Genomic DNA, 12,976 nt, shown 5'->3' on the forward strand with positions numbered 1-12,976 from the left:
CGGGAGGCCCGTGGCGACGCCGCCACGGGCCTCCCGTCCGTCGATGGGTCACGCCGACTGCGCGCGGACGGTTCCGGGGCGGGCCGCGGAAGACCCGGATTCGGGCCGCCGAAGAGGCCGGATCGGCTTGCGTGCGCGGATCACGGCACGGCAGGGTGGGGGTCGAAGGGGAGTAGCTCCCAACGCGTGCATCGACACACTGGCCATCACGACGATCGGCCCGGTGCACCACCCGTGCGGTCCCACCCGCCGGGCGAGCGAGACCTTCGGCCGTCCTGCCGTGCCGAAGCGCTCCCACCCCTGCGCGATCGGTGCGGCCCGACCAAGGGACCATCCCGTGATCGACACCGCACCCACCCCCACCACCGTGACGGCGCCGCCGCCCCGCATGGGCCGCAGCGCCTGGGGCCGCATCGCGATCTGCATCGTGCTCGCGCTGCCCGCCGTCGCCCTTGCTGTGGACGAGCACTGGCGCATCGGCGGCTTCGCGCCGGACCCGCTCGTCGACCTGCTCGTGTTCGGCGGCGCGGTCGTCGCCGCCTCGTTCCTGCTCGCCTGGGCGGCCGAGGCCGCACAGCAGGACATCTCCGGCGCGCTCGCCATCGCGATCCTCGCGCTCATCGCGGTGCTGCCCGAGTACGCGGTCGACCTGTACTACGCGTTCCGGTCCGGCTCCGACCCGGCCTACGAGCAGTTCGCCGCCGCCAACATGACCGGCTCGAACCGGTTGCTGCTCGGGTTCGGCTGGCCGCTCGTCGTGATCATCTCGCTGCTCGTCGCCCGTCGGTACGTCCGGGCCGGCTCCCTGCCGGCATCGGCGACGAAGGTGCTGCAGCTCGAGCAGTCCTCGCGGCTGGACATCGGCTTCCTCGCCCTGCTCGCGGTCGTCGCGTTCCTCATCCCGCTGATGGGCTCGATCCCGCTCTGGTTCGGGTTCGTGCTGCTCGCCGCGTTCGTGGTGTACCTGTGGCGTGCGTCGAAGGTGTCGGACGACGACGGTGACGACGAGGAGATGGTCGGCACGGCGGGGAACATCGCCTCGATGCCACAGCGTGCGCGCCGTTGGACGATCGTCGCGCTCTTCGTCGTGGCGGCCGCGGTCATCCTGTCGTCGGCGGAGCCGTTCGCCGACGCGCTCGTCGAGTCCGGCAGCGCGCTCGGCATCGACAGCTACTTCCTCGTGCAGTGGCTCGCCCCGCTCGCGACCGAGGCCCCGGAGTTCATCGTCGCCGCCCTGTTCGCGCTGCGGGGGATGGGCGGGGCCGCGATCGGGACGCTCATCGCGTCGAAGGTCAACCAGTGGTCGCTGCTCGTCGGGTCGCTGCCGATCGCGCACGTGCTCGGCGGCGGGACCACGGGCGGCCTGCCGCTCGACGGGCGGCAGGTCGAGGAGTTCGTGCTCACCGCGTCGCAGACCGTGCTCGGCGTGGCGATCATCATCGCGCTGCGGTTCCACCGGTGGTCGGCGATCGCGCTCGTGGCGCTGTTCGCCGTGCAGTTCGTGGTGACGGACACGAGCGGGCGGTGGGTGCTCAGCATCGTGCACCTCGTGCTGGCCGTCGTCGTGGCCTGGGTCCACCGCCGGGACATCGTGCCGACGCTCCGGGCGCCGTTCCGCCGACAGGCCGTCTGACGGCGGGCTGACGGCGGCGGGCCCATGGCAGCTCTCCCCGAGTGGGCAGGACACGCCGTGTGCGCTCCGTCGAGCGGGCAGGACTCGTCGGGTCGGGTCGTCGAGCGTGACGGAAACGGCCCGTTCGGCGGGGGCGGGCGGGCGCCGGTCAGTCGTCGTCGGGGGCGAGCCAGATGGCGGCGGCCGCGGCGGCGGGCAGGTCGACGAGGGACTCCTCGCCGGCCGGGTCCCGCCGGGCGACGGCGACCACCCCGGCGTAGTCGCGGACCCGCTCCACGCGCAGGTGCGTCCCCAGCCCGACCCCGAGCTCGTCGAAGTAGCGCAGGAGCGCCGGGTCGTCGTCGGACACCCGGTCGACGACCCCGCAGCCGCCGGGCTCGATCGCCGCGAGCAGGGTCCCCGGCGACGCGGGCACGGTGCCGTCGGCGGCCGGGATCGGGTCGCCGTGCGGGTCGTGCGTCGGGTGGCCGAGGTCGGCGTCGACCCGGTCGAGGAACGTCTCCGACACGGTGTGCTCGAGTGCCTCGGCCTCGGTGTGCACCTCGTCCCACGAGTACCCGAGGCGCTGCACCAGGAACGTCTCGATGAGCCGGTGCCGTCGGACCATCGCCACGGCGACCTGCTGCCCGAGTGGGGTGAGCACCACGCCGTAGTACGGGGTGTGCTCGATGAGGCCGTCGCGGTCGAGCTTCCGGAGGTTGCCCGACACCGTGGACGCCGAGACGCCGAGGGCTGCGGCGATGTCCCGCGTCGCGAGCCCCTGCCCGCCGCGCTCGGTCGACTTCCAGACGAGCTTCACGTAGTCCTCCGCCATCACGGACAGGGAGGGCAGGCGCATCACGACACCGCCGTAGTGCAGTGTCCGCTCCGGGCCATCACGGACAGGGAGGGCAGGCGCATCACGACACCGCCGTAGTGCAGTGTCCGCTCCGGGCCATCACGGACAGGGAGGGCAGGCGCATGCGTCAATGGTACAAACGGCATGTGACCACGACAGCCCCCGACCGGCGTCGCCGCTGGCCGGTGCCGCCGTCGCTCCTGCTCGGCCTCGCCCCGCTCGTCGCCTTCGCGGCCGTCAGCGCCTGGCGCTCCCGGCCGAGCGACGACTACGGCACGCTCGGGCAGACCGTCGACAGCGTCGTCCGGGCGCTCGTGCTGCCGGAGGGGATCGCGGTCCTCGTGCTCTGCGCGTACGTGACCGCACTGGGCTGGTGGCCGATCGCGACCGTCGACCGCGGCCGCACGGCGCTGCGGTGGACGCTCACCGCGCCGGTCCTCATCGCCGTCGTCTGCGTCGCACGGCTGCCGCTCGTCGACTGGGGAGCGCAGCCGGTCCGCTACTTCCTGCTGCTCGCCGTCGGGGTGCTGTTCGTCGGGGTGTTCGAGGAACTGCTGACCCGCGGGGTCCTCGTCGTCGGGCTCCGGCGCCGGCTGCCCGAGTTCGGGGTGTGGGTCGCCTCGTGCGTGCTGTTCGGGCTCCTGCACTTCCTCAACGTCCTGGCCGGGGCGGGTGTCGGCGTCACGGTCGTGCAGGTGGTCTTCGCGGCCTCGTTCGGCTCGACGCTGTACCTCGCCCGACGCCTCACCGGGAACCTGCTCGCGCCGGTGCTGCTCCACGGGTTCTGGGACTTCGGGTCCATCGCGGTCTCGGGCACCGTGCAGACGCAGGACCTGGCGCGCCTTGTGCCCGCCGGTGTCATCGGGCTGTTCGCCTTCGCCGTGCTGGCGCTCGGGGTCGTCGCCGGCGGCGTGGTCGCCTGGCGGGACGACCGGCCGCGTCGCCTGCGACGCCGGTGGCGGACGGTCCCGCCCATGGGGGCGGTCGCGGAGTCGGCGGGCGAGCCGCGCCTCCCGTCCGCCGTCTGATCGTACAGGCGACGGCGGCGCTGCGAATGCCCACAGCCTGCGCCCCGGTTCACCCCCGCGTGGGGGACTGTTCGCCGTCCGGCAACCACTCCTCCCTAGGTTCAGCCTGTTTCCAGACCGGAACTACAGGAAGGGGCGTCGCCCGCCGGGCGACCACCACACATGCGCAGATCCGCCCTCCGCGGAGTGACCGTCGCCGCCGTCGCGACCGCACTCGTCGTCGGGTCGCCGCTCGCCGCACAGGCCGCGACGTACCCGAGCGACTCCACCAAGCCCGACCTCGTGTCGCTGCTGAACGGCTACGACCAGTACTGGACGTCGACCGGGAAGAACGACCTGCACGGCACCGTGAACGACCCGGCGACCCTGGCGACGAACGACCGGCTCACGTCCTGGATCAACCAGCACGCGACGAAGGCGCAGCAGTTCACGGCCCTGCAGGACGCCGAGTACGACAACGCGACGAACACCGCCTACGACCAGTCCTTCACGGTCTCCGAGGGCCTCGGCGACGCGCTCAGCAAGCTGTTCGTGCAGGGACGCGACGACGGCGACCTGCCGCTCGTCAACGCGCTCATCAACTCGTCGAACGGCACGAGCGGCGCCTACGTCGGCACCGGCGACGCGAAGGCCCACTACAGCTACCCGCGGCCGTACCTGCCGACCGACACCGCGGCGACGCTGCCCGCCGGTGACGACACGGCCAGCTGCAACCCGGCGACCGTGAACGCGTCGTCGCTCGCCGCGAACCGCACCGGCAAGGCCTGGGCGGACGCGAAGGGCAACCTCACGATCACGCGCGTGCCCGCGGTGACCGACACCACGCACCAGTTCTCGCCGAACGACGTCGTGCTCGACGCCGGCTACGGCCAGAAGGGCATCTGCACCGGCGGCTCGTACCCCTCGGGCCACACGACGACGGCGTACCAGGCGGGCATCACCCTCGCCACGCTCGTGCCGGAGCTCGCGCCGGAGATCCTCGCGCGTGCCTCCGAGGCCGGCAACGACCGGATCGTCCTCGGCGTGCACTACCCGCTCGACATCATGGGCGGCCGCATCGACGGCGAGGCCGCCCTGGCTGCCCGGTGGTCCGACACCCAGTACCGCACCGAGGTCCTCGAGCCGGCCCGCGCCGAGCTGACGAAGTACCTCGAGGCGAAGTGCGGTGGCACCCTCGCCGACTGCATCGCGGCGGAGAAGCCGTACACCGACGACCCGTACGGTGGCCAGGCGATGCCCGGCGGCACGGCCCAGGTCGTCACCGACCGCGCCTCGGCCGCGAAGGTCTACCGCGAGCGCATGACCTACGGCTTCGCGAAGACCGGCACCGTCGGCCTGGCACCGTCGGTCCCGACCGGCGCGTCGAACCTGCTGCTCTCGACCTTCCCGACCCTGACCGACGCGCAGCGCACCGCGGTGCTCGCGCAGACCGAGATCGCGTCGGGGTACCCCCTCGACCAGTCCGGCACAGCGAGCGGCTCGTGGGAGCGTCTCGACCTGGCCGCCGCCACGAGCGCGACCGTCGCGGTCGCCGCGGACGGCACCGCCACCGTGGTGTCCACCGGTGGTGACGCCCGCGTCGTCTCGGGTGTGCTGACCGCTCCCGAGGGCACCTCCGTCGAGGCCGGGAAGCCGATCGCCCTCGCCGGCACCGGTCTGCCCGCCGGAGCGACCCTCCAGGTCGTGCTGCGCTCCGACCCGGTCGTGGTCGGCACGTTGACCGTCGGGGCCGACGGCACCGCGTCCGGCTCGGTCACGGTCCCCGCGGGCACCACCGCGGGCGCGCACACGCTCGACCTGGTCGACGCGTCGGGTGCCTCGGTGCTCGTGTCGCCGCTCGCGATCACCGTGACGGCCGCGCCCGCCACGGGAGGCACCGGGACCGGCACCGGGACCGGCAGCACCGGCACCGGCGGGACCGGCACCGGGGCCGGCAGCACCGGCACCGTGCCGGCCGGCGTGCACCTGCCCGTCGTCAGCGGCTGATCGTCGCGACGTCCTGACGGGACACCCCGCCGGACGGGAGGCGCGTGGCCAGGCCGCCACGCGCCTCCCGTTCGGCGCTCCGCAGGACGCAACCTCGGCGTCAGCGCGCAGCGCGGTACCGCTGCGAGGAACCGCCGACGTTGCGTGTTGCGGAGCCGGGCGCGGACACGGGCGCGCGGCACGCGGTGCGTCCGCTAGAGCTCGACCTCGATCGGCTCGGGCCGGACGAGCTCGTGCACGCCCTGGATGACCTCGCTCGGGCGGAACGGGTAGCGGTCGATCTCGGCCTGGTCGCTGATGCCGGTCAGCACGAGCACGGTGTGGAGCCCCGCCTCGATGCCGGCCTGCACGTCGGTGTCCATGCGGTCGCCGATCATGCCCGTGTTCTCGGAGTGCGCCCCGATGCGGTTCATCGCCGACCGGAACATCATCGGGTTCGGCTTGCCGACGACGTACGGCTGCTTGCCCGTGGCCTTCTCGATCATCGCGGCGATCGCACCGGTCGCGGGCAGCACGCCCTCGGCGCTCGGGCCCGTCGCGTCGGGGTTCGTCACGATGAAGCGGGCACCGTCGCGGATCAGTCGGACGGCCTTCGTGATCGCCTCGAAGGAGTAGTTCCGCGTCTCGCCGACGACGACGTAGTCGGGTGCGGTCTCGGTCATGATGAACCCGGCCTCGTGCAGCGCCGTCGTCATGCCCGCCTCGCCGATCACGAACGCCGAGCCGCCGGGCATCTGCGAGCGGCAGAAGTCCGCCGTCGCGAGCGCCGACGTCCAGATGCGCTCCTCGGGCACGTGCAGCCCCGAGCCGCGGAGCCGGGCGCTGAGGTCACGCGGCGTGAAGATCGAGTTGTTCGTCAGGACGAGGAACTCGGTGCCCTCGTCGAGCCACTGCTGGATGAGCTCGGGAGCGCCCGGCAGCGCCTGGTTCTCGTGGACGAGCACGCCGTCCATGTCGGTCAGCCAGCACTCGACGTCGTCGCGGGTCGCCATGGCCACAGCGTACCGGGGGGTCTCGGAACGCCGCTGGCCGGGTGACCAGGGCGGCCTGGCCGACCGGACACCGAACGGCACTCGGGTTTCGGCTACGGTTTTCGTCACACGTACCGGATCAAGGAGGCCTCGCCGTGCTGTACGACCCTGGCACCCCGTCCGCCGCACCCCGCCGTCGCGGACGGCCGAGGGTGCTCGACCGCCAGCAGGTCATCGACGCCGCGACGACCATAGCGAACGAGGACGGCCTCGACCGCCTGTCCTTCCGTGCCCTGGGCGCCCGGCTCGGCGTCGCCCCGATGACCGTGCACCGGACCATCGGTGGCCTCGACGACCTGCACGCCGAACTCGTACGGCGCACCGTCGACGAGTTCACCGCCACCTTCGTCTGGCCGGACGACTGGCGCTCGGTCGTCCGGGTCTTCGCCTGCACCTTCCGTGACCTCATGCGCACCCACCCCCTGGTGCTCGAGTCGCACAGCCGACGGGGACCGCTGACGTCCACCGAGTCGGACGCCGTCGTGGCGAAGGTCGTCGGCGCGCTGCACCGGGCGGGTCTGCCCGAGCGCGAGGCCATGTACGCGTTCTTCGTCGTCTACGACTTCGTCGTCGGGCACGCCGGCGTGCAGGTCGGCCGCGGGGACTCCGACGCGGCGCGGCCGGAGCGGCACCGGGTCGTCGCCGACGTCCTCGGCGAGCACTCCTACGACGAGCGGTTCGCGATCGGCCTCGACATCATCGTCGACGGACTCGCGGCCCGGGTGGCCGGGGCGGGCGGCGCGGGCGGCTGAGCGGTCACGTGCTCCGGACGGGAGGCGCGAGGCACGCGCCCTACGCTGGTCACGTGACCGAGCGCCTCCCGTCCGACCCCGTGGCCGAGCCGTCGGGACCGGACGCGGCCCGACCGGTGGCCGAGCCCGGCACCGCGCCGGCGCAGCCGGACCGTCCCGCTCCGGTCCTGCCGCCGACGCACGAGACCACCACGAACGGCGTCGGACCGCACCCCGAGCCGTGGCCGGACGACCCGCGGCTGGATCCCGAGCTCCTCGCGGCCGGGGACACCCGCAACGTCGTCGACCGGTTCCGGTACTGGTCGATGGACGCGATCGTCGCCGAGCTCGACACCCGCCGGCACTCCTTCGACGTCGCGATCGAGAACTGGCAACACGACCTGAACATCGGGTCGATCGTGCGGAGCGCCAACGCCTTCCTCGCGGGGACGGTGCACGTGATCGGTCGGCGGCGGTGGAACAAGCGCGGGGCGATGGTCACCGACCGCTACCAGCACGTCCGGTACCACCCCGACGTCGCCGCGTTCCTCGCGGCCATGCGGGAGGACGGCCGGCCGGTCGTCGCGGTCGACAACACCCCGGGCGCCGAGCGGATCGAGACCGCGGCGATCCCGGAGCGGTGCGTGTTCCTGTTCGGGCAGGAGGGACCCGGACTCACCGACGAGGCCGTCGCCGGCGCGGACGCGCACCTCGAGATCACGCAGTTCGGGTCGACGCGGAGCATCAACGCGTCGGCCGCCGCGGCGATCGTCATGCACGCGTGGGTCGTGCAGCACGCGGAGCTGCCGGCCGACTGAGCCCGCCGGGGTGGTCGTGCGGGCGCGAGCCTCGGCTCCGCGGACGGATTCGCGGCATTCCAGCCGCGAAACTGTCCGGCAGCGCGAGCCTCGCGGGCGCCGCGGGGTGCGGGTCAGCGTGGGACGGTCGTCCGTCGGGTCACGAGCCGCGGTTCGACCAGGGTTTCGTGGGCCGGAGCCGACGGATCTGCGATGCGAGCGAGCAGCCGCTCGCCGGCGCCGCGGCCGATGTCGACACTGCGGTCGTCGATGCTCGTCAGCCCCACGTACGACGACGCGGCGAGCGGGGTGTCGTCGTAGCCCATCACCGAGACGTCCTCGGGGATGCGCAGCCCCCGTGCGGCGAGGCCGGACATCGCGCCGAGCGCCATGACGTCGTTCGCGGCGAACACCGCCGTCACGTCGGGGTGGGCGTCGAGCAGGTGCCCGACGGCCTCGGCACCGGCCTCCTCGGTGGGCTCCACGGGCATGACGTGGGTGACGAGCGAGGCGGGCGACGGGGCGGAGGCGACCCGTGCCTCCAGGCCGGCGAGTCGTTCCGCGGACGCCGCCGAGCGCCCGCCCACGAAGCCGATGCGGGTGTGCCCGAGCGCGAGCAGGTGCTCGGCCGCCATCCGGCCACCGGCACGGTCGTCGTTGGCGACAGTGTCGGCACGGGGGAGCACGGCGCGCCCGCCCGCGACGACGACGGGCATGCTCGCCGGGATCGCGAGGTCGGTGTCGGGTTCGCCGGCGATGACGATGCCCTCGACGCGCATGGACAGGAAGCCCTCGACGGGGGAGGCGTCGAGGCCGGTGTTGAGGAACCGGTCGGCGACGACGAGGCGGTGGCCCTGGTCCTGCAGCGCCTCGCGGAGGCCGGTCAGCAGGTCGACGAACCACTGGTTGCGGAAGTCGTCGAGCACGACGCCGATCGTGCGGCTGCGGGTGCCGGCCAGGGAGACGGCCGCGGTCGAGGGGCGGTAGTCGAGCTCCTGGATGGCGCGGAGGACGGCCTCGCGGCGCTGCTCGCTGACCTTGGGCGAGCGTTGGAGCACGAGGGAGACGAGGGACTTCGACACCCCGGCGCGGGCGGCGACGTCGTAGATGGTCGCGGGCTTGCCGTCGGCGGTGGCGGGCGTGCCGTTCCCCATGATCTCCCTCGACCTGTCGTGGCGTACGTCGATCGTAGTCGGCGCGCCTGGCGGTCGCGTCGGCGGTGGCGCGGCGGTGGTTCGGCGGTGGTGCTGGCGGCGCGGCGGCCGTGCGGCTCCGAACCACGGATCCGACGTCGAACCAGCTCGTGGTGCTGGTTCCATGTCGGATCCGTGGTTCGATGCGCCCGCCGCGCCGCCCGCCGCGCCGCCCGACCCGCCGCCGCGCCGCCCCGCCGCCGGCCGCCCGCGCGCCCCGCCCTACCCGATCAGGCTCGGCCGCAGGTCGCGCAGCGTCCGCGAGCGGGTCTGCCGCGACGTGACGACGTACGACACGAGCAGCGCGCCGAGCAGCCAGCACGCGAGCACCCCGGCGTCCGACCACACCGCCGCGAACGACCCGCCGTACATCGTCTGCCGCAGGGCGTCGACCGAGTACGTCATCGGGAGCGCGAAGTGCAGCGCCGCCAACGGCCCCGGCAGCGTCTGCCACGGGAAGGTGCCGCCGGCGGTGACGAGCTGCACGAGCATGAGCACCAGGCCGAGGAACTGCCCGACCGACCCGAGCAGCACGTTGAGGGCCATGATGATCGCCGCGAAGGTCGCCGACGCCAGCACCATCACCGCCACCGTCGAGCCGGCGTGCACGACGTCGAGGTCGAGCGCGAACCGCACGATCAGGAACAGCGCCGCCATCTGCACGACCCCGAGCAGTGCGGGCGTCAGCCAGCCGCCGAGCACCACGCGGAGCGGCTTCCGCACTGCGGTGATCGCGCGCTTCGAGATCGGCTTGAGGATGAGGAACAGCGCGTACATGCCGATCCAGGCCGCCAGCGAGATGAAGAACGGCGCGAGGCCCGCCCCGTAGTTCGAGGCCGCGGCGATGTTGTCGTCGCCGACCTTCACCGGGTCGGAGATGACGGACGCCTGGTCGTTCCGCTGCGACGCGGTGGACGCCGGGATCTTCGTGCGGCCCTGGTCGAGCTTCGTCGCGAGCTGCTTCGACCCGTCCTCCACCTTGTCGAGCCCGGTCGACAGCCGGGCCGCCCCCGACGCCGCCGACGCCGACCCGTCCGCGAGGGACGCGGCGCCGGAGGACAGCGTGGGCGCTGCCGCGGCGAGCTTCGACGTGCCGGCCGCAACCTGCGACGAGCCCGAGGCCAGCTTCGACGCCCCGGTGGACGCCGACGCGATGCCGTTCGACAGCGTCGGCGCTGCTGAGGCGAGCTGCGCTGCACCGTCGGAGACCTGCTGCGACCCGGTGGCGAGTTCGTCGACCTTCGTCTGCGCGTCGCCCAGCGTGGCCTTCGTCTGTGCACCGAGCGCGTTGGCCTTGCCGACCTCGGCCGTGATGGCGTCCTGCTGTTCCTGCGTCAGGGTGACGCCCTCGGGCAGGTTTGCCTGGATCTGTGCGAGCAGGGCGGCAGCGTCGATCGGCTGCACGGCCGATGCCTGCTGGTTCGCCGAGTCGACGATGCCCGCGATCGTGGCGTTGCCCGCGGCCACTCGCGATGCACCGTCAGCCAGCTGCGCCGTCTGCTCCGGCAACGCCGCCGTCTGCTGCTCCGCCGACTGCAGCCCGGATGCCAGGGTCGACGCCCCGGACGCCACCTGCTGCGCGCCGCTGTCGAGCTGCGCGGTCTGCGACGGCAGCGACGCCGTACCCGATGCGAGCTTCGACGCCCCGGCGGACAGCTTCGCGGTGCCGTCGGCGAGCGATGCTGCACCGTCCGCGGCCGAGGTCGCCCCCGACGCCAGCTGTCCGGCCCCGTCGACGGCGTCGCCGAGGCTGTCCCGCACGTCGGCGAGCCCGAGGAGCAGCGTCGAGGCGGCCTGCTTGCCGACCCGCTCGGCCACGGCCGTCCGCATGGTCTTGCCCGCCTGCTCGGCGATCGTCGACGCCAGGTACGAGTTGGTGTCCGCGGTCGTCATGACGAGTTCGGCGCGCTTCGGGTCGTCCGACTGCGCCGACACGAGCGACTCGGAGAAGTCGTGCGGGATGGTCACGACGAAGTCGTAGGTGCCGTTCCGGACGCCGGAGCGCGCGTCGGCCGCGGTCGTCTCCTTCCACGCGAAGTCGCCGCCGTCGATCGCCTCCTTCGCGACGTCCTTGCCGTAGTCGACCCGGTCGCCGTCGAGCGTCGCGCCGGCGTCCTGGTCGACGATCGCCGCGGGCACCTGGTCGAGCTTGGCGTACGGGTCGCGGTTCGCCCAGAGGTACGCGCCGCCGTAGAGCAGCGGCACGATCATGAGGGCGATGAACGCCAGCCGGGCGAGCGGCGTGGCGGTGAGGCGCGCCAGTTCGGCGCGGACGAGCGAGGGGACGGTCATGCGGGTGCCTCCGTCGGGACGGTTGCTGGTGCTTCGGGGTCGGACGGGAGGCGCGGGTCGCCGCCGTCCGTCCGGGTCACGTCCTCGGGACCTTCGGTCTGGATGGTGTCGAGCAGCTGCTCGACGGTCTCGGCGGCGGCCTTCGACGTCACCAGGACGACGGTGACCCCGCGTCGAGCGACCTCGCGCACCACCGCGAACCAGTCGCCCACGGCGCCCCCGTGCCGCTCGGGCGAGGTGAGCACGACACCCGTGACCCCGTCCCGCAGCAGCGCGAGCTCCACGAGCAGTCGGACCCGCACGTCGGTCGGGACCCGCTGCACGGCGGTGTCGGCCCACTGCCGGAGACCGAGCTCGTCGAGCACGGTGTCGACGTGGGCACGGGAGGGCCGCCGCGAGGCGAACGCGAGCTCCTCGCGCACGATGCGTCGCAGGGTCGTCACCGGGAACGGCTCGGCGACGCCGGGGGTGTCCACGAGCGCGACGGCCGCGCGGACCGCAGCGGCGTCCTCGTGCCCGTCGAGCAGCACCCGTCCGGTGTCGGGCCGCATGCGGCCGCCGGCGACGAGCGACGCGAGCACCGGTGCCTGCTCGGTCTCCACGGCGACGACGCCCGGGTGGCCCGGTGCGGCGACGGCGGAGACGACGGGCAGCGCGGCGCCGGGCTCCTCGCCGATGCCGACGTGGTCGAGTTCGAGGGTCACGCGCGGTCCTCCGGTCCGGTGCGGTGCGCCGCGGGAGCGCTGTCGGTGGTGGTGACGGTGGGCTCGGCGAGCAGTGCCGTCCGCCAGTCCACGCCGGCCATGCCGAGTGCGGACACGACGACCATGCGGTGGCCGGCGTCGTCGGGCGTGCCGGAGCGGGTCGCCTCGTCGAGCACGGCCAGGCACGCACCCTCGACGAGCCGCCCGAGCGTCGCCGCGTCGACGTCGTCGCGCATCGACCCGTCGGCGATCCCGAGCGCGCACGCCTCGCGCACCTGGGCGCGCAGGGGTTCGAACACGGCGGCGACGGTGGCGACGAACGGCTCGTGCACCGCGATCCGCGCCATGGAGCGGACGTGCGTGACCTCCGACCACAGCGTCACCGCGATGACGGCGAGCCGCGAGGCCGGCGGCAGGTCGACGAGGTCCGCGGTGCTCGGCATCGCGCCGAGGATCCGCTGCGCTCCGGCGGTCACGACCTCGCGCACGAGGTCGTCGCGGGAGGGGAAATGTCCGTAGACCGCACGCCGCGAGAGCCCCGCGGCGGCGGCGATCGCCTCGAGCGAGGCGTCCTGGTCACGCTGCAGGAGGGTCTTCGCGGCCTCGACGAGCGCGGCGCGGTTGGCGGTGGCGTCCCGTCGTGGCGCTCGGACGGGGGGTGCAAAGTTGCTCACGCCACCATCGTAATAACTTGCACACCACTGTGCAAGATCGGGCGTCAAGGCTGTCTGTCCGCAGAAGTG

At 73.4% G+C, this 12,976-nt stretch carries 11 protein-coding genes; 5 read left to right on the top strand and 6 right to left on the bottom strand.

The genetic code is table 11. The annotated features are described in order from the left end of the window. Positions 1–337: 337 nt before the first annotated feature. A complete protein-coding gene (locus Cus16_RS09240) occupies positions 338–1,633 on the top strand; it encodes a sodium:proton exchanger (protein WP_223246571.1) in 1,296 nt (431 codons plus the stop codon). 148 nt (positions 1,634–1,781) lie between these two features. On the opposite strand, the gene Cus16_RS09245 is transcribed toward Cus16_RS09240, so the two are convergent. Further along, positions 1,782–2,471 (bottom strand): metal-dependent transcriptional regulator, encoded by a 690-nt coding sequence (locus tag Cus16_RS09245; protein ID WP_069712378.1) that lies wholly within the window; start codon positions 2,469–2,471, stop codon positions 1,782–1,784. A 146-nt stretch (positions 2,472–2,617) separates the two neighbouring features. Between Cus16_RS09245 and Cus16_RS09250 the strand changes: the two genes are divergently transcribed. Further along, positions 2,618–3,499, top strand: coding sequence for a CPBP family intramembrane glutamic endopeptidase (locus Cus16_RS09250; protein WP_189319563.1), 882 nt, complete (start codon positions 2,618–2,620; stop codon positions 3,497–3,499). Between the two features lie 162 nt (positions 3,500–3,661). Then, the gene (locus tag Cus16_RS09255; RefSeq protein WP_189319564.1) at positions 3,662–5,485 is read left to right on the top strand and encodes a phosphatase PAP2 family protein; all 1,824 of its coding nucleotides are present in this window, start codon (positions 3,662–3,664) and stop codon (positions 5,483–5,485) included. Between the two features lie 194 nt (positions 5,486–5,679). Here the strand turns inward: Cus16_RS09255 and Cus16_RS09260 are convergent, their stop codons facing one another. Further along, complete coding sequence (locus Cus16_RS09260) at positions 5,680–6,477, bottom strand: HAD-IIA family hydrolase (RefSeq protein WP_069712381.1); 798 nt, start codon at positions 6,475–6,477, stop codon at positions 5,680–5,682. A 134-nt stretch (positions 6,478–6,611) separates the two neighbouring features. On the opposite strand from Cus16_RS09260, the gene Cus16_RS09265 reads away from it, so the two are divergent. Together Cus16_RS09265 and Cus16_RS09270 are read left to right on the top strand one after the other, a co-directional pair. Next, entirely contained in the window at positions 6,612–7,268 is a 657-nt protein-coding gene (locus tag Cus16_RS09265; protein ID WP_069712382.1) for a TetR/AcrR family transcriptional regulator, read from the top strand. A gap of 116 nt (positions 7,269–7,384) precedes the next feature. Then, positions 7,385–8,065, top strand: a complete 681-nt coding sequence (locus Cus16_RS09270; RefSeq protein ID WP_411266608.1) for a TrmH family RNA methyltransferase — start codon at positions 7,385–7,387, stop codon at positions 8,063–8,065. A 113-nt stretch (positions 8,066–8,178) separates the two neighbouring features. Here the strand turns inward: Cus16_RS09270 and Cus16_RS09275 are convergent, their stop codons facing one another. The 4 genes from Cus16_RS09275 to Cus16_RS09290 form a co-directional block, all read right to left on the bottom strand. Continuing rightward, positions 8,179–9,198, bottom strand: a complete 1,020-nt coding sequence (locus tag Cus16_RS09275) for a LacI family DNA-binding transcriptional regulator (RefSeq protein WP_069712383.1) — start codon at positions 9,196–9,198, stop codon at positions 8,179–8,181. Between the two features lie 261 nt (positions 9,199–9,459). Beyond that, entirely contained in the window at positions 9,460–11,529 is a 2,070-nt protein-coding gene (locus Cus16_RS09280; protein ID WP_069712384.1) for a YhgE/Pip domain-containing protein, read from the bottom strand. Continuing rightward, the gene (locus Cus16_RS09285; RefSeq protein WP_069712385.1) at positions 11,526–12,233 is read right to left on the bottom strand and encodes a hypothetical protein; all 708 of its coding nucleotides are present in this window, start codon (positions 12,231–12,233) and stop codon (positions 11,526–11,528) included. Before Cus16_RS09285 ends, Cus16_RS09280 begins: the two co-directional genes overlap by 4 nt. Then, positions 12,230–12,907: a TetR/AcrR family transcriptional regulator gene (locus Cus16_RS09290; RefSeq protein ID WP_069712386.1), complete on the bottom strand. Its 678-nt coding sequence runs from the start codon at positions 12,905–12,907 to the stop codon at positions 12,230–12,232. The genes Cus16_RS09285 and Cus16_RS09290 overlap by 4 nt, the downstream gene beginning before the upstream one ends. Positions 12,908–12,976 lie beyond the last annotated feature (69 nt).

Source organism: Curtobacterium sp. ER1/6 (assembly GCF_001742745.1).
GTDB classification, from domain to species: Bacteria; Actinomycetota; Actinomycetes; order Actinomycetales; family Microbacteriaceae; genus Curtobacterium; species Curtobacterium citri.